General features: G+C 71.8%; 16 protein-coding genes. 6 read left to right on the forward strand and 10 right to left on the reverse strand.

All coding sequences use genetic code 11. The features are described 5' to 3' along the window. Positions 1-260: 260 nt before the first annotated feature. Together msrA and ABZ842_RS21030 are read right to left on the reverse strand one after the other, a co-directional pair. On the reverse strand, positions 261-926 hold the full coding sequence (msrA, locus tag ABZ842_RS21025; RefSeq protein ID WP_361538546.1) for a peptide-methionine (S)-S-oxide reductase MsrA: 666 nt from the start codon (positions 924-926) through the stop codon (positions 261-263). Between the two features lie 87 nt (positions 927-1013). After that, positions 1014-2120 (reverse strand): hypothetical protein, encoded by a 1107-nt coding sequence (locus tag ABZ842_RS21030; protein WP_361538547.1) that lies wholly within the window; start codon positions 2118-2120, stop codon positions 1014-1016. A 140-nt stretch (positions 2121-2260) separates the two neighbouring features. Between ABZ842_RS21030 and ABZ842_RS21035 the strand changes: the two genes are divergently transcribed. Beyond that, a complete protein-coding gene (locus ABZ842_RS21035; protein ID WP_361538549.1) occupies positions 2261-3415 on the forward strand; it encodes a cystathionine gamma-synthase in 1155 nt (384 codons plus the stop codon). Positions 3416-3814: 399 nt separating this feature from the next. Here the strand turns inward: ABZ842_RS21035 and ABZ842_RS21040 are convergent, their stop codons facing one another. The 4 genes from ABZ842_RS21040 to ABZ842_RS21055 all read right to left on the reverse strand — a co-directional run bounded on the left by ABZ842_RS21040 (position 3815) and on the right by ABZ842_RS21055 (position 5646). Then, a complete protein-coding gene (locus ABZ842_RS21040; RefSeq protein ID WP_361538551.1) occupies positions 3815-4006 on the reverse strand; it encodes a DUF1059 domain-containing protein in 192 nt (63 codons plus the stop codon). A gap of 79 nt (positions 4007-4085) precedes the next feature. Continuing rightward, positions 4086-4337: a hypothetical protein gene (locus tag ABZ842_RS21045; RefSeq protein ID WP_361538553.1), complete on the reverse strand. Its 252-nt coding sequence runs from the start codon at positions 4335-4337 to the stop codon at positions 4086-4088. Then, a complete protein-coding gene (locus tag ABZ842_RS21050; protein ID WP_361538633.1) occupies positions 4334-4840 on the reverse strand; it encodes a sigma factor-like helix-turn-helix DNA-binding protein in 507 nt (168 codons plus the stop codon). Before ABZ842_RS21050 ends, ABZ842_RS21045 begins: the two co-directional genes overlap by 4 nt. 305 nt (positions 4841-5145) lie before the next feature. Continuing rightward, entirely contained in the window at positions 5146-5646 is a 501-nt protein-coding gene (locus ABZ842_RS21055) for a MarR family transcriptional regulator (protein ID WP_361538555.1), read from the reverse strand. 272 nt (positions 5647-5918) lie between these two features. Here ABZ842_RS21055 and ilvA point away from each other — a divergent pair, with 272 nt between their 5' ends. The 3 genes from ilvA to ABZ842_RS21070 all read left to right on the forward strand — a co-directional run bounded on the left by ilvA (position 5919) and on the right by ABZ842_RS21070 (position 9292). Next, complete coding sequence (gene ilvA, locus ABZ842_RS21060; RefSeq protein WP_361538557.1) at positions 5919-7154, forward strand: threonine ammonia-lyase; 1236 nt, start codon at positions 5919-5921, stop codon at positions 7152-7154. 258 nt (positions 7155-7412) lie between these two features. Beyond that, complete coding sequence (locus ABZ842_RS21065) at positions 7413-8435, forward strand: ATP-binding cassette domain-containing protein (RefSeq protein WP_361538559.1); 1023 nt, start codon at positions 7413-7415, stop codon at positions 8433-8435. Further along, positions 8432-9292, forward strand: a complete 861-nt coding sequence (locus ABZ842_RS21070) for an ABC transporter permease (RefSeq protein ID WP_361538561.1) — start codon at positions 8432-8434, stop codon at positions 9290-9292. Before ABZ842_RS21065 ends, ABZ842_RS21070 begins: the two co-directional genes overlap by 4 nt. Positions 9293-9358: 66 nt before the next feature. On the opposite strand, the gene greA is transcribed toward ABZ842_RS21070, so the two are convergent. Both greA and ABZ842_RS21080 read right to left on the reverse strand, forming a co-directional pair. Next, positions 9359-9856 carry a transcription elongation factor GreA gene (gene greA, locus ABZ842_RS21075; RefSeq protein ID WP_361538563.1) on the reverse strand — a complete coding sequence of 166 codons (498 nt, stop codon included), beginning with the start codon at positions 9854-9856 and terminating at the stop codon, positions 9359-9361. Positions 9857-10102: 246 nt separating this feature from the next. Then, the gene (locus ABZ842_RS21080) at positions 10103-10507 is read right to left on the reverse strand and encodes a DUF4307 domain-containing protein (protein ID WP_361538565.1); all 405 of its coding nucleotides are present in this window, start codon (positions 10505-10507) and stop codon (positions 10103-10105) included. A gap of 105 nt (positions 10508-10612) precedes the next feature. Here ABZ842_RS21080 and mca point away from each other — a divergent pair, with 105 nt between their 5' ends. Both mca and ABZ842_RS21090 read left to right on the forward strand, forming a co-directional pair. Beyond that, positions 10613-11494 (forward strand): mycothiol conjugate amidase Mca, encoded by an 882-nt coding sequence (gene mca / locus ABZ842_RS21085; protein WP_361538567.1) that lies wholly within the window; start codon positions 10613-10615, stop codon positions 11492-11494. Then, entirely contained in the window at positions 11487-11771 is a 285-nt protein-coding gene (locus tag ABZ842_RS21090; RefSeq protein ID WP_361538569.1) for a hypothetical protein, read from the forward strand. The genes mca and ABZ842_RS21090 overlap by 8 nt, the downstream gene beginning before the upstream one ends. 81 nt (positions 11772-11852) lie before the next feature. Here ABZ842_RS21090 and ABZ842_RS21095 read toward each other — a convergent pair whose 3' ends face one another. After that, a complete protein-coding gene (locus tag ABZ842_RS21095; RefSeq protein WP_361538571.1) occupies positions 11853-15068 on the reverse strand; it encodes a tetratricopeptide repeat protein in 3216 nt (1071 codons plus the stop codon). Positions 15069-15570: 502 nt separating this feature from the next. Beyond that, positions 15571-16515 (reverse strand): beta-ketoacyl-ACP synthase III, encoded by a 945-nt coding sequence (locus tag ABZ842_RS21100; RefSeq protein ID WP_361538635.1) that lies wholly within the window; start codon positions 16513-16515, stop codon positions 15571-15573. Positions 16516-16666: the final 151 nt, after the last annotated feature.

Here is a 16666-nt window from a genome sequence, read left to right on the forward strand (position 1 = left end):
CCCGCTCAACGAGGTGACGACGGTGATTTTCCGAGCCTCAGGTGACGCGAGTGACGCCGTGTGCGCTGCCGCCGGGCGCCCCCTGCCGACGTCTCGACTACGTGATCCACTCGGGCCCAGGCATTGATGTGTGCAAGGGAGCGTCGGCGAACGTCATTTGCTCGACGCCGTAACCGGCCCGCGGGCGCCGAAACGCGCCTGCTCGTCGAGCCCCCCTTGCCCCTGCTCGCACCGAGGAGCAGGGGCTGTGGACGGCAGCGTCAGCCGTCGGCCCGGGCCACTCCGATCGGGCAGGAGACGCCCGTGCCTCCGATGCCGCAGTAACCCGCCGGGTTCTTGTCCAGGTACTGCTGGTGGTACCCCTCCGCCGGGTAGAACGGGCGGCCCTCGGCCGGGAGGAGTTCCGTGGTGATCGTGCCGTAGCCGGAGGCGGCGAGGACCTGCTGGTACGCGTCGCGGGACGCGGTCGCGGTTACGGCCTGGGCGGGGGTGTGGGTGTAGATCGCGGAGCGGTACTGGGTGCCGACGTCGTTGCCCTGGCGGAAGCCCTGGGTGGGGTCGTGGGACTCCCAGAAGACCTTCAGGAGCTGTTCGTACGAGACGACGGAGGGGTCGAAGACGACGCGGACCGCTTCGGTGTGGCCGGTGAGGCCGGAGCACGCCTCTTCGTACGTCGGGTTCGGGGTGTGGCCGCCCTGGTAGCCGACGAGGGTGGTCCAGACGCCGGGGACCTGCCAGAACTTGCGCTCGGCGCCCCAGAAACAGCCCAGGCCGAAGTCCGCGACCTCCAGGCCCTCGGGGTAGGGGCCCTGGAGGGGGGTGTCCAGGACGGTGTGGCGTTCGGGGACGGAGAAAGCGGGGGCGGGGCGGCCCGGGAGGGACTCCTCGGGCGTGGGGAGGACGGGCGCGCGGCGGGACAGGAACATGCGGATTCCTCCTCGGAGGTCGTTGTCCACACAACGCACGGGACGCCGCGGACATTCCGGAAGCGGTACGGGCAGGGGCCGGGCGGGTCAGCCGCGGAGCATCGCGGGGGTGCCCCCGTTCGCCTCGAAGCCGGCGACCGCGAGGTTGCGGTAGACCGTGTACTCCGCGGCCGGGTCCTCGCTGAGGGTCCACGGCAGGGCCCCGACGTGGCCGTCGATGTGGACGAGCTGGCTCATCGCCTCCGCCCAGCGCTCGGAGCGGACGAGGAACAGCACCAGCAGGTGGCGGACGTGGGCCAGCATGGGGTCGTCGGGGCGGGCCGAGTGGACCGCGTACAGCGCGCCCTCGACCGCCTTGGACACCACGGCGCTGCGGTAGAAGTCCTGCATGAGCACGATCTCGGGGGCGTGCTCGTGCACCGCGAACAGGGGGAGCGCCGCCAGCAGCGAGCCCCGGGGCGCGCGGGCCGCGGCCGTCGTGGCGAAGTGGTCGGCCTCCTCGCGGGAGCCGTGCCACTTCTCGCCGAGATAGAGCAGGGCGACCAGGTGCGCGCCCATGTGGTCGGGCGCACGGTCGATGACCTTCGCCCAGAGCTGGTCGAACTGCTCGTGGCCGTAGCCCAGGCCGCGGGCCACGGCCAGCTCGACGACGTACGGAACGGGGTCGTCCGGAGCGAGCCGCGCAGCCTCTTCGCAGACCGTGCGCGCCTCCTCAAGGATCATCCGGAAGTCGTCCTCGCCGACGGAGGACGACCGCCACGCCTGCTGCACCAGGAACTGCGCGTGCACCTGCGCGGCGCCCGGGTCCTCCGGGGCCTCGGCGCGCCAGGTGCGCAGCCAGGCACCGCCCGCGCCGGGCTTTTGGTGCAGTTCCAGCGACGCCGCGCCGGCGAACGCCTGCACCCGCTGCCAGCGGACCTCGCCGCGCGCCGGCGTGCCGGCGAGCAGCTGGGACGCGGCGCGCCAGTTCTGCGTGTGCTGGACGACCTCCAGGACGTCGAGGAGGTCCCGGTCCGGACCGGGGAGGCGGATGTCCAGCTCCTCCTGGCGCAGGAACCCGTAATCGTCCGGGTTCGCAGCGTCGGGGGAAGCGGGGTCGACCACCTGCAAGCCGCCGGAGCGGCGCCGGCGCACGAACGGTGCGACGACGGCCACCAGCAGGCCCACCGCGATCAGGAACCAGAGAATCTCCATGGCCCCATTGTCCCCAACCCGCTGCGGAACGGGCCACGCCCGGTCCCCGTTCCCCGCATCGGGGCACGGAGTTGTCCACAAGTGGGCCGCTGTCCACAGCCGAACACCGCGTCGCCGGGGCAGGACTAGTCTCGGGCCTCATGAGCCACCAGCACAGCTTCGACCACCTCGAAACCCTCGCCATCCACGCGGGCAACACGGCCGATCCGCTCACCGGTGCCGTCGTGCCGCCGATCTATCAGGTGTCCACCTACAAGCAGGACGGAGTGGGCGGACTTCGCGGCGGCTACGAATACAGCCGCAGCGCCAATCCGACCCGCACCGCCCTGGAGGAGAACCTCGCCGCGCTGGAGGGCGGGCGCCGGGGCCTGGCCTTCGCGTCCGGCCTGGCCGCCGAGGACTGCCTGCTGCGCACCCTCCTGGTCCCCGGCGACCACGTCGTGATCCCCAATGACGCGTACGGCGGCACCTTCCGCCTCTTCGCCAAGGTCGTCGCCCGCTGGGGCGTGGAGTGGTCGGTCGCCGACACCTCCGACCCGGCGTCCGTGCGCGCCGCGATCACCCCGAAGACCAAGGTCATCTGGGTCGAGACCCCGTCCAATCCGCTGCTCGGCATCACGGACGTCGCCGCGCTCGCGGAGATCGCGCACTCCGCCGACGCCCGGCTCGTCGTGGACAACACCTTCGCCAGCCCCTACCTCCAGCAGCCCGTCGCGCTGGGCGCGGACATCGTCGTCCACTCCCTCACGAAGTACATGGGCGGTCACTCCGACGTGGTCGGGGGCGCCCTGGTCGCCGCGGACGCCGCGGTCGGCGAGGAGCTGGCCTTCCACCAGAACGCGATGGGTGCGGTCGCCGGCCCCTTCGACTCCTGGTTGGTGCTCCGCGGCATCAAGACGCTGCCGGTGCGGATGGACCGGCACAGCGCGAACGCCGGCCGGGTCGCCGAGATGCTGACCAGCCACCCCAAGGTCACTCAGGTGCTGTACCCGGGGCTGCCGGACCACCCGGGACACGAGATCGCCGCGAAGCAGATGAAGTCCTTCGGCGGGATGGTGTCGTTCCGGGTCGAGGGCGGCGAGGAGGCGGCGGTCGAGGTGTGCAATCGCGCCCGGCTGTTCACCCTCGGTGAGTCCCTGGGGGGCGTGGAGTCGCTGATCGAGCACCCGGGGCGGATGACGCACGCGTCCGTCGCGGGCTCCGCGCTGGAGGTGCCGGCCGATCTGGTGCGGCTCTCGGTGGGCATCGAGGCGGTCGACGACCTGCTCGCCGACCTCCAGCAGGCGCTGGGCTGACGCCGGACGCGAAGGTGCCGCCTCCGACAGCGCAGAGGCGGCACCCGCGAAACTTCAGATCAGACTCAGACGAGCCAGCCCACGAAGTGGAGGACGCCGGCGAGCAGGTCGGTCAGAACGTTCATTGTTGCTTCTCCTGTGTCATGCGTTCACGTGCGTGGGACTACGCACGCGCCACGTGCCGAGCACGTGAGGGACGTGCACAGGACGCGGTCTGCAGCCCGTTTTCCTGCGCACCACAAGAATCGTTGGGTCACGGGCTGCTCCGCAGGCACATGTGTACTCTGCACCCGTTTCGGGGAGGGGGCGTCCTCCTGTTCGATTCACAGGCCACGCACATCGGCGACGCGGCGACCCGCCGCACCACGCGGAGCGCCCGCCTACGCCGGGACCGTCCGGCTACGCGGGGACCTTCTCGTCCACCAGCAGACCGCGGAGCTGTTCGCGGAACTCGGGGGAGTCGGTGTGGCCGTGCACGGAGACGGCGTGCGCCGTCGCGGCGCGCACCACTTCTTCCTCCTCGCCGGAGATGGTGAGAGTGCAGTTCACTTCACTGGGGAATTTGCGGCAGTCAGCGACTTTCCTGGTCATGACGACCTCCTCGGACGTACACCGCTCCTTCCAGCATAGGCAGCTTGACGGCGACGGTCACGGCTGGTGAAAGCGCAGGTCACGGCCCCTCGACCGGTGGCGTTGTGGCCCGGGGGCCGGCCTCCCATGGGGAGACCGTGGCGGCCCACACCGTGAGCACGGCGATCAGGGCGAGCACCAGGACCCAGGCCACGGCCCGGGCGGCGCGCCGGCGGCGCTGCATTCGGTCGCCCCGTTCGATCGCGCGCACCGCGATGTCGTTGGGCAGTGGCGGGTGCTGGGCGTCCAGCATCCGGCGCACGTTCTGCTGCCGGCGGGTCTCCGCGCTCATCCGCGTGCCGTCCGCGGTGCCGGCTCGGGCTCCGGATCAGCTTCCGGCTTCGGCTCCGGCTTCGGCTCAGGCCCCGGCGCAGGTGCCCGAGCCGGCTCCGGCTCCTTTGGCCGTCGAGGGCCGGCGGCGCTGGACCCGGCCGCGGCCACCGCCCGCTCGCACACCGTGTGGATCCGCTCCACCGGCAGCCCGAGCAGCGCCGCGGCCTGCTCCTCCGGGACGCCCTCGTACAGCCTGAGTACGAGGACGAGCCGTTCGCGCGGGGTGAGGCCTTGCAGCACCCCGCCCCGCGCCCGGCGGAAGCGCCAAGCGCCGCGGGCGAAGCGGACCGCGAGCTGCTGGCGGGTGCGGTTGTACGGATCCTCGCCGCGCAGCCGGCCCCACTCGGCGTAGGTGTGCGCCAGTGCGGCCGTCAGCAGGCGACGGGCGTGCGGATTGTCCTCCGTGGTCTCGGAGGTCAGCAGCGTGGCGGCATGCAGCAGCCGGCCCCCCGCCCCCGCCATGAACGCTTCGAACTGTCGGGCACGGTGGTGCTTCACCACGGACCGCTGCCGTTCGCTCACGTCCTCATCTAGGAACAGGCGCGCGCCCCGGGTCAAGACGTCGGCGGACATTGCCCGTGCGTACGGGCGTGCGCCGGCGCCGTTCGAGGGGGAAGGGGGCGCGCGGCCCCGGTCGGAGGTCCGGTGGACGTGGACCCAGGTGGTCGGCGTACCAGGGTCGGTCACGAAGGACTAGCAGGACCGGGAAGACCGGGAGGACCGGAAGGAACCGCAGGGGAAGGGGAGAAGGAGAAGGGGGTGGTCGGTCAGGTTACGGCAGGTGGCGCGTCCGCTCCGTTCTGGCGTGCGGACAGCGCCTGGTTGAAGCGGGTGAGCAGGGAGGTGAAGGACTCCCGTTCGGAGTCCGACCACCCGTCCGTGACCTGCTCCATCAAGGCTCTGCGCGAATCGCGCACCTCCTCCAGGCGGGCTTGCCCGCGCGGGGAGAGCTGGAGCACGACGGCCCGGCCGTCCTCCGGGTGGGAGGTCCGCTTGACCAGTCCGGTGTCGACGAGGGGCGCGACCTGGCGGGTGACGGTCGACGAGTCGATGCCCATCCCCGCCGCGAGCGCTTTCACGCCCATCGGCCCTTCGCGGTCGAGTCGGTTGAGTAGGAGGTACGCGGCGCGGTCCATGGAGTTGCGGACCTGGCCGATGCCGGCGAGCCGGGTTTGCTCAGCGCGCCTTGCGAACAAGGCGACTTGGTGTTGTAGGGCGTCGAGGAGGCCGGGATCGAGACGGGTCGTCATGTCCTGAGTAGTGGGCATGGCAATGGGCTCTCTTGTACGGGAGCGGTCGATTGGTGGGGGACAGAGTACGCGGCCCGCAGGCGGTCCGTACGGGCCCTGGGAAAACCGGCGGGGAAGCGGCGGGGATGCGGCGAGGAAGGGTGCAACCGCGCCGAACGCGCTTGCCGCACACGGTCGTACGCCCCCGAACGTGCTCGTCGCGCACCCGTCGTCCGCTCTCGAACGTGCTCGTCGCGCACCCGTCGTACGCCCTCGAACGCGTGCGTCGCGAAGCTGCGAGACTGGAGGTCATGAGCTTCACGACGCGCGGCACCTTCCCTCCCGTGATCATCGATGACGTCCGGGGGGCGCAGAAGATGCTGACCGGCGTCGCCCGGGTCACCGCGCTGGAGGGCAGCCGCTATCTGTCCCGGCTGGTCGCCGCGCCGGTCCACCTGAAGTGCGAGAACCTCCAGCGCACCGGGTCCTTCAAGCTGCGCGGCGCGTACGTGCGGATCTCCGGGCTGCGCCCCGAGGAGCGCGCGGCGGGCGTCGTCGCCGCCTCGGCGGGCAACCACGCGCAGGGCGTGGCCCTCGCCTCGGCGCTCCTCGGAGTCCACTCGACCGTGTTCATGCCGCAGGGCGCTCCGCTGCCGAAGGTCGCGGCGACCCGCGAGTACGGTGCCGAGGTGCGGCTGCACGGGCAGGTGATCGAGGAGACCCTGGAGGCGGCGCAGGAGTACGCGCGTACGACGGGTGCGGTCTTCATTCACCCCTTCGACCACCCGGACGTGATCGCGGGGCAGGGCACGGTGGGCCTGGAGATCCTCGAACAGTGCCCGGAAGTGCGCACGATCGTGGTGGGCGTCGGGGGCGGCGGGCTGATCGCCGGCATCGCGGTCGCGGTCAAGGCGGTCCGGCCCGACGTGCGGATCGTCGGGGTGCAGGCGGAGGGCTCGGCGGCGTATCCGCCCTCGCTCTCGGCCGGGCGGCCGGTCACGGTCGGGGCGCCGGTGACCATGGCGGACGGCATCAAGGTGGGCCGGCCCGGGGACGTGCCGTTCGCCCTCGTCCGCGACCTCGTCGACGAGGTGCGCACGGTCAGCGAGGACGAACTCGCCAGTGGGCTGCTGCTCTGTCTGGAGCGGGCGAAGCTGGTGGTGGAGCCGGCGGGGGCGAGTCCGGTGGCGGCGCTGCTGAGCGATCCGCACGCCTTCGAGGGGCCGGTGGTCGCGGTGCTGTCGGGCGGGAACGTGGATCCGCTGCTGCTCCAGCGCGTCCTGCGGCACGGGATGGCCGCCGCGGGCCGCTACCTGTCGCTGCGGCTGCGGCTCACCGATCGGCCGGGCGCGCTGGCGGGGCTGCTGTCCGCGCTGTCCGCGGTGGACGCCAACGTCCTGGACGTCAGCCACGTGCGCACCGATCCCCGGCTCGGGCTCTCCGAGGTCGAGGTGGAGTTGCGGTTGGAGACGAAGGGGCCCGAGCACTGCACCGAGGTCACGCAGGCGCTGCGGGCGGCGGGGTACGAGGTGGTCTCACAGGGCTGATCGGCTGATCGACGGATCTCCGGGGGCGTCCGAGGCTTTCCGCAGCTCTGGAGGCGGGCGCGATGTATCGCGTCCAAATAGGTTGAGAGACGCGATACATCGCGTTACGGTGGGCCCCTCGTCGCGCTCTGCCGGGTCTTGGCGACCCCGCCCGACCCCGCCGCGCTTCCATTTGCGGTGGAAAAGTCGGCCAAGTGTTGCAAACCTGGACATCTTGCGTGAGCGTGAATCACCCAACCGCCATCCTGGGAGACCCCAATGCCAGGCGCCATTTACGCCGAAGGTCTGGTGAAGTCCTTCGGCGCGGTCAAGGCTCTGGACGGCGTCGACATCGACGTCCCCGAAGGCACGGTGCTCGGACTCCTCGGCCCCAACGGCGCCGGGAAGACCACCACCGTCCGAGTGTTGACCACCCTGCTCCAGCCCGACGCCGGCCGGGCCGTCGTCGCCGGAATCGACGTTCTCAAGCACCCCAACGAAGTCCGCCGCTCCATCGGGCTCTCGGGCCAGTTCGCCGCGGTCGACGAGTACCTCACCGGCCGCGAGAACCTGCACATGGTCGGCCAGCTCTACCAAATGGGCTCGCGCGCCGCCAAGGCCCGCGCCGCCGAGCTGCTGGAGCGCTTCAACCTCGCGGAAGCCGCCGACCGGCCCGCCAAGACCTACTCCGGCGGCATGCGCCGCCGCCTCGACCTCGCCGCGGCCCTCGTCGTCGCGCCGCCCGTGATGTTCATGGATGAGCCCACCACCGGACTCGACCCGCGCAACCGCCAGCAGTTGTGGACCGTCATCGAAGAGCTGGTCAAGGGGGGTACGACGCTGCTGCTGACCACCCAGTACCTGGAAGAGGCGGACCATCTCGCCGACGCCATCGCCGTCGTCGACCACGGCAGGGTCATCGCCCGCGGCACCGCCGACGAGCTCAAGGCCCAGACGGGCGGCGAGCGCGTCGAGGTCGTCGTCCACGAACACGGGCGCATCGCCGACGCCCGCGAGGTGCTCCATGCCCTCGGCAAGGGCGAGGTGGCCGTGGCCGACCACACCCGCAAGCTCACCGTGCCGGTCACCGGCGGCGCCAAGCTGCTCGCCGAGATCATCCGCGAACTGGACGCCCGGGGCATCGAGATCGACGACATCGGACTGCGCCGCCCCACCCTCGACGACGTCTTCATATCGCTGACCGGCCACGCCGCCGTGGCGGAGGACGGCGGGGAAGAGGGCGCCGCGGAAGAGGGCGCGCCGCCGGCCGGCCGTACCGCCTCCAAGGAGGGCGTGAAGTGACCACCGCCACGAAGGTCGCCGACGTCGCGACCCCCAAGCCGCGCGGCGGCGTCGCCCAGTCGGTCTCCGACTCGCTCGTCATCGCCCGCCGCAACCTGATCCGGATGACCCGGATCCCCGAGATCGTGCTCTTCGGGCTGATCCAGCCCGTGATGTTCGTCGTGCTGTTCAGCTACGTCTTCGGCGGCTCGATCAACGTCCCCGGCGCCGGACTCAGCTCCTCCGGATACCGCGAGTTCCTGATGGCGGGCATCTTCGCCCAGACGGTGACCTTCGCCACGGCCGGCGCGGGCGCCGGCATCGCGGACGACATGCACCGCGGCCTGATCGACCGCTTCCGCTCGCTGCCGATGGCGCAGGGCGCGGTCCTCACCGGTCGCACCCTCGCGGACCTCGTGCAGACCGCGCTGACCCTCGTCGTGCTGGCCGGCGTCGCCCTCCTGGTGGGCTGGCGCATCCACGAGGGCGTCCCCAAGGCGCTCGCCGCCTTCGGGCTGCTGCTCCTGCTGGGCTACGCCTTCACCTGGATCGGCGCGCTGATCGGCCTGTCCGTGCGCACCCCCGAGGCGGCCACCTCCGGCGGACTGATCTGGCTCTTCCCGCTGACGTTCATCTCGAACGCCTTCGTGCCGTCGGAGAACATGCCGACCTTCCTCCAGACCATCGCGAACTGGAACCCCTTCAGCGCCACCGTCCAGGCCTGCCGCGAACTCTTCGGCAACCTGCCGCCGGGCTATCCGGTCCCGGACGCCTGGCCCATGCAGCACCCGGTGTGGGCGTCGCTGATCTGGTCCGTCCTGATCATCGTGGTCTTCCGCACCCTGGCGGTCCGCAAGTACCGCTCCGCGGGGAGCTGACCCCGCGCACGACGGAGAGCGCCCCCGGAGCCGGGCTCCGGGGGCGCTGTCGCGTACGCGTAGGGGTCAGCCGGTGTACGGCTTGGCGGCGAGGATCTTCACCGACGCCAGCTTGCCGTTCGGCAGCTCGTAGTCCGCGGTGTCGCCGACCTTCTTGCCGTTCACTCCCGTGCCCAGCGGGGACTGCGGGGAGTACGTCTCGATGTCGCTGCTGGCGTACTCGCGGGAGGCCATCAGGAACGTCAGGGTGTCGTCCTCGTCGCCGTCGAAGGCGATCGTCACGACCATGCCCGGCTCCACGACGCCGTCGTCCGGCGGGGTGTCGCCGACCTTCGCGTTCTCCAGGAGCTGGGTCAGCTGGCGCACGCGGAGCTCCTGCTTGCCCTGCTCCTCCTTGGCCGCGTGGTACCCGCCGTTCTCCCGCAGGTCGCCCTCCTCGCGAGCCGCCTCGATCTTCTTGGCGATCTCAGTGCGCGCGGGACCAGACAGGTACTCCAGCTCGGCCTTGAGCTGGTTGTACGCCTCCTGGGTGAGCCAGGTGACGTTCTCGCTGGTCTGGGTCACAGGTGCTCCTCGTAGGTACTGGGATACAAAGCTTCGCCCTACCCAGAAGCATGTGCTGCCACAGGAGGGCGAAACCACGACCCTAACAATTTCGTGCCGAAAGGGGGAGAACAAAAGCCATCAGATTGGCATCAACGCAGGTCAGGGATTGATCCCTGGGCAACCCGGCAGTGCTTTTTTCCGATGAACCACTGACGGCCGTCGGCCGTCGTCCGCGGGGTCAGCCGGCGGGCCGGCTCCGACGGCTCAGTCGTCGGTGCACTGCACCAGCTCGGCCGTCGTGCCCCGCGCCGTGGTCCGGATCTTGACCACCTGGTCGATCCGGGTCTCGCCCCGCTGGTCCACCCGGACGTCCAGGCGGCCGACCTCCGCACCGTCCGCCGAGCGGGAGCGCACGGTGCAGCTGCCCGTCGCGTCCGCGTTCTTGCGGATCTCCAGGTGCGCCTGCACCTCGGTGTCGGAGGTCACGTCGAACTTGATCATCTCGGCGCTGATCTTCTGCCCGGCGATGTAGTCGTAGCCGAACCAGCCGACCATCGCGAGGAAGCCCGCGCCGAGGACCGCGCCCAGGACCTTGAGGCGACGATCGGCGCGCTGGTCCGCCGAGCGCCCGTAACGGGACTCGGGAAGCTGCTCGCGCACGCCGCTCATGGTCATTCCTCTCCGCGTGGACGGGACGGACGGCCGGAATTTTCCGCCGCCCGATTCGGTCACTATAGAAGCCGTGCCGACCGACCAATCAATGAGGATCCCGCTTTGACTGAGCAGCTGCGACTGATGGCCGTGCACGCCCACCCCGACGACGAGTCGAGCAAGGGCGCGGCGACGATGGCCAAGTATGTTTCCGAGGGGGTGGACGTGCTGGTCGTGACCTGCACGGGAGGCGAGCGCGGCTCCATCCTCAACCCCAAGCTCCAGGGCGACGCGTACATCGAGGCGAACATCCACGAGGTGCGCCGCAAGGAGATGGACGAGGCCCGCCAGATCCTCGGCGTACGGCAGGAATGGCTCGGGTTCGTCGACTCCGGCCTGCCCGAGGGCGACCCGCTGCCGCCGCTGCCCGACGGGTGCTTCGCCCTGGAGGACGTGGAGAAGGCGGCCGGCCGGCTGGTGCGCTCGATCCGCTCGTTCCGCCCGCAGGTGATCACCACGTACGACGAGAACGGCGGGTACCCGCACCCCGACCACATCATGACCCACAAGATCACCATGGTGGCCTTCGAGGGCGCGGCGGACCCGGAGCGCTTCCCGGAGTCCGAGTTCGGCCCGGTGTACCAGCCGCTGAAGCTCTACTACAACCAGGGCTTCAACCGCCCGCGCACCGTCGCGCTGCACGAGGCGCTGCTCGCGCGGGGCCTGGAGTCGCCGTACGGGGAGTGGCTGGAGCGCTGGAAGGAGTTCGAGCGCGAGGAGCGCACCCTGACGACCCACGTGCCCTGCGCCGACTTCTTCGAGATCCGCGACAAGGCGCTGATCGCGCACGCCACGCAGATCGACCCCGACGGCGGCTGGTTCCGGGTCCCGCTGGAGCTCCAGAAGGAGGTCTGGCCCACCGAGGAGTACGAGCTGGCGAAGGCGCTCGTCGGTACATCCCTCCCCGAGGACGACCTCTTCGCGGGCATCCGCGACAATGCCTGACATGAGCGCTAGCGCAAACCTGGCAATGATGCACGCGACCGAGCTCGCGCAGGAGCTGGACAAGAACAAGGTGACCCCGGGCGTCCTGGGGTTCCTGATCTTCGCGGGTCTGGCGGTCGGGGTGTGGTTCCTGATGAAGTCCATGAACCGACACATGAACCGGATCTCGTTCGACGAGTCGTCCACGGTGACCTCGTCGGCGGGCGGCGGCACGGGGGCGGCGGGCACCGCGGACGACGGTGCCGCCGCGGACCGGAGCGCGACGAAGTCGGCGTAGCCCGCCGTCGCGCGCCGGTCGTGCCGGTCGTGCCGGTCGTGCCGTGAGGGGCGCTGGAGTCACCAGCGCCCCTACGAGCCGTTACGGCGTGGGCACGCCCATGACCTCGCGGGCGTGCCGGGTGGGGACCAGGCCCAGGTGCCACGCCTGCCAGCCGTCCTCCAGCCGTACGCCCCGGTCCAACATCACCACCAGCGCCTCCGCGCACTCCACCAGCTTGCCGTCGCGGCTCGGGTGCACCTCGCCCACCAGGCGGGACAGCTCCTCCTGCGCGACGACCCCGCCGACCTCCGTACCGCCGGGGGAGGCGAACGGCAGCAGGGTGCAGCGCAGGAAGCGGGCCCAGTCCGCGCCGCGGTCGTCCCGGTACGAGGCGAACAGCTCCACCGCCTCGTCGCACAGCGCGAGCGCCTGCGCCGGCCGGCCGTTCCCGGCGTCGATCAGCGCCAGTTCCAGACAGGTCCACGCCTCGCCGTGCGCGACCCCGATGCGGCGGAAGTCGGCGCGCGCGTCCACCAGGAGCTGGCGGGCGAAGCCGGAGTTGCGCAGGTTGCCGGTCTGGGCCGCGCGCAGGTCGCGGGTGACCCGGCCGGAGTGGTGGCGGGCGCACGCCAGCCCGTACACGTCCCGCATCCGGGAGAACATGGTGCGCGCCCGCTCCAACTCCCGCACCGCCTGGTCGAGGTCGCCGCGCTCCTCCAGCGCCTGCCCCAGGTAGTACAGCGTCCACGCCTCGCCGCGGGCGTCCTCGTTGTCGCGGTGGCGCGCCAGGGCCTCGCGGAGCCGGTCCACCGCGGGCCCGGAGTCCCCGTCGACCAGCCGAGCCCGCGCGAGCTGCGTCAGCGCCCACGCCTCGCCGCGGCCGTCGCGGGTCCGCCCGTACTGTTCCAGCGCGGTCGCCAGTTCCGTCTCGGCGCGCGGCACGTCGCCCATCCGCAGGCACACCTGGCCGAGCTGGAAGTGGGTCCACGCCTCGCCGTGCAGCGACTCGCCCTCCCGGTGCAGCTCCAGCGCCGTCGCCAGCAGGGTCAGCGCCTCCGCGAGGTTCGCCTGGTCGCGGCGGACGGCGGCGAGCGCGTGCAGCGACCACGCCCGGTCCTCGGACTGCTCGTCGGACGACTGGAGCGCGATCGCCTCGGTCAGCTTCACCGCCGCCTCGGTGAGGTTGCCCTGGTGGTGCAGGGTGATGCCGAGGGAGCAGAGCGCGAGGGCGGTGCCGGAGTCGTTGCGGGCGTCGCGGTACAGGCCGACGACCGACGACAGCGTGGTACGGGCCTTGTCCAGCTCGCCGAGCTGACGCGCGGCGATGCCGGTGCGCAGCTGCACCGCCCGCTCCAGCAGCCCCTTGTCGACGGCCTGGGACAGCTCGCTGATCTCGCCGAGCCGGTACAGGTCGCCGCGGAGCAGGCAGTAGTCCGCCAGCGCGCCCAGCAGGTTGAGCACCGTCTGCTGGTCGACGCCCTCCGCGTACCGCAGGGCGGAGGTGATGAAGCTGGACTCGTCGTCGAGCCAGCGCAGCGCGGACTCCAGCGACGGGAAGCCGTGCGCGTCGAACTTCCCGGCCCGGGTGGACAGCTTGCCGTCGACCATGCGGATCACGGCGCCGGCCAGGTCCGCGTAGTTCTGGATCAGCCGCTCCTGCGCGGCGGTGCGCTCGGCGGCCTCCTCCTCTTCGAGGAGCCGGGCGCGGGCGAAGGTGCGCACGGACTCGTGCAGGCGGTAGCGCGAGGAGCGCACCCGGTCGATCAGCCCGGCGTCCGCCAGCTCCCGCAGCAGCCGCAGCGACTCCGTCTCGTCGGTGGCGAGCAGCGCAGCCGCGGCGGCGGCGCCCAGCGAGGCGCGGCCGGCCAGCGCGAGCCGGCGCAGCAGCCGCCGCCCCTGCTCCGGCTGGTCCGCGTAGCGCAGCGACAGCGCCCGCTCGACCGGGTCGAGCTGCTCGTACGCGACGAGGTCGGCCGCGAGCCGGGTGGCGGTGCGGGCGCCCAGCGAGGTGCCGGCGACGCGCAGCGCCAGCGGCAGCCCGCCGCACAGCTCCCGCACCCGCTCGGTGCCCTGGGCGTCGTACGGGCCGTCCGCCGGGGCCGCGGAGACCTCCCGCAGCAGCTCCTCGGCGCCCGCGTCGTCCAGCGCGTCCACCGGCAGTTGGTGCACCCACGCCGGTATGTCGTCCGGCAGCTCCAGCTTCTCCCGCGCCGTGACCAGCACCAGGCTGTCGGAGCGCTCCGGCACCAGGGTGCGCACCTGGGCGGGGTCGTTGGCGTCGTCGAGGACGACGGTCACCGGCAGGCCCGTCAGGTGCTGGTGGTACAGCTCGGCGAGCCGGCGCACCTGCTGTTCGGCGGACGACCGCTCGCGGAAGAGCAGTTGCTCACGGGGCGCACCGAGCCGGTTGAGCAGGTGCAGCAGGGCGTCGCGGGTGGTGAGCGGACGTCCGCTGTTGCCCCGCAGGTCGACCACGCACGCGCCCCGGAACTGGTCCTTCAGATGGTGCGCGGCGCGGACGGCCAGCGTGCTGCGGCCCGAGCCCTGCCGGCCGTACAGCACGACGACCGTCGGCTTCGTCTCGGTCGACACCCGGGCCGCGTGCACCCACTGCGCGATCTGGTTCATCGCCTCCCGCCGCCCCGCGAACGGGCCCTTGGGCTCCGGCAGATGCCCGAAGGACTGCTCCAGGACGGAGCGGCGGCGGGCCGCGGCGCTGCGGTCGGTGACCCGCGGCCGGTCGGTGGCCTTCGCGGCGGAGCCGGTACGTCCGGTGCGTCCGCGTGCGCTCGCCGCGGCGAGCATCCGCTGCTGGTCCAAGAAGGGCCGGATGCCGCGGACCTCCAGCGCGGTCAGCCACTGGAGCCGCAACTGCTCGGGGCCGCCGGGCTGGCCGAGCGCGCCCGCCGTGCGGTGCGCCGCGGGCCAGTGGGCGGTGGTCGCCTTGACGACCGTGGCCGCGGCGCCGGCCACCGCGACGACCGCGCCCGCGCCGAGCGCGGTGCTGGTGGAGGTGTCCAGGGCGAGGTCGGCGCCGACGGCGGCGAGCGCGGAGACGGCGGTCACCAGCGCGGGCGTCGACAGGTTCCGCCAGGCGAACCGGTCGGCGAGCGGCGCCGTCGCCGCTTCCGCCTGCGCCGACGCGTGCTCGTACGCCGCGTACTCCTCGCCGACGACCTCGGCCATGGAATCGAGGGCGGACCGCGCGCGGGCGAGCAGGGTGCCGGTGTCCGTCTGCCCTCCGGTCCGTCGCGCCTCTTCCTCCACAGCGCGTACCAACAGCCGCTCAGCTTCGGCCCGATGGGTGTCCCGCATGGCAGCCCCCTCCCGTTGATCCGGTACGTGTGACGGCCCGGGCGGTGAGCCGCGGACGCGACCGGTGCGTAGGAGACCCGCACGTCGAACGCGGCTGGGCGCGCAGGACAGCGCTGTCCTGCGCGCCACGCCGCGCGACGGGAGGGGACCGGGAGACCACGGGGCCCGAACCTGGGCACCCGTCCTCGAAGGAGAGAGCGGGTCCCCGTACCCGCCCCTACCCGTTTACGTCATGCCCACGCCTACGCTCTCGCCGTGCGGCGGGCTGTGTTGCGGCGTCTGCGGCCCGTCTGTGGTTGTTCGCGCAGTTCCCCGCGCCCCTAAAACCCTCGGCCCGCAGGTAGCCATGACGGGGAAGCGAAACAGGGGGCGCTGGGGGTCCCCCCCCACGCCCTCTGGGCGTAGGGGGCGGAACTGCGCGAGAAACCCACCACCGGGCCGCGGAGACCAGCGCTCCCGCAGGGGAACGGCGGCAACGTCCACCCGCGAGCCGCCCGTAGGGCTACGGGCAGTGGATTACCTGGCCCGCATAGCTGAGGCCCGCGCCGAAGCCGAGGAGGAGCACCGGGTCTCCGGGCTGCAAGTCGCCCTGGGCGACGAGCCGTGACAGGGCCAGCGGCACGGAGGCGGCTGACGTGTTGCCCGCCTCCACCACGTCCCGGGCCACCGCCGCGTTCACCGCTCCCAGCCGGGACGCCAGCAGCTCCAGCAGACGGAGGTTGGCCTGGTGGGTCACCAGGCCCTTGAGGTCGGCGGGACGGCGGCCGGAGCGCGCGCAGGCTTCCTCCGCCACCGCGACGAGCTCCGTGGTCGCCCACCGGTACACCGGCTGACCCTGCATCATCACGTGGCCGTGGCGGTCCGGGATGGTGATCAGCGAAGCGCGGTTGCCGTCCCCGCCCCAGACGACCGGGTGGATCCCCGTCTCCGGTGCCGGCACGACGACCGCCGCGCCCGCGCCGTCGGCGAAGATGGGGGCCGTGTTCACGTCCGCGGGGTCCACCCAGTCCGTCATCCGCTCCGCGCCGACGACCAGCGCACAGCGGCTCGTTCCGGCCCGCACCAGGCCGTCGGCGATGCCGAGGCCGTAGCAGAACCCCGCGCACGCCGCGTTGACGTCGAACGCGGCGGTCCCCCCGATGCCGAGCAGCGCCGCCACCGACGCCGCTCCGCCCGGCATCGACGAGGGCATGGAGCACGTCGCCAGCACCACGAGGTCCACGTCGGCCGGGGTGAGACCGGCAGCGGAAAGCGCCTTGCCGGCCGCGTTGGCCGCCATCTTGGGTACGCTTTCTTCCGGGCCCGCGAAGCGACGTTCTCGAATGCCCGTGCGGCGTTCGATCCACTCTGCCGAAACGCCGAGAGACGCTGCCAGCTCCGCGTTGCGCACTATTCGATCCGGACGCGCCCCGGCGACGGCCGCTATCCGGGAACCGGCGCCGGGTATCTGGGCATTTGAGACCAAGTCAGTGTGCAAGGTGGGTCAACTCCAGGTACTGCTCGGTACCGTCACTGTTATTACACAAGTGAAGCCTTGTGGTTATCGTGGTGCTGCTGGAATGATGGCCCTTTCATCGACCGCGCGGTTGCCTAGTCTG

Source organism: Streptomyces sp. NPDC047315, from assembly GCF_040643215.1.
Classification (GTDB): Bacteria; Actinomycetota; Actinomycetes; order Streptomycetales; family Streptomycetaceae; genus Streptomyces.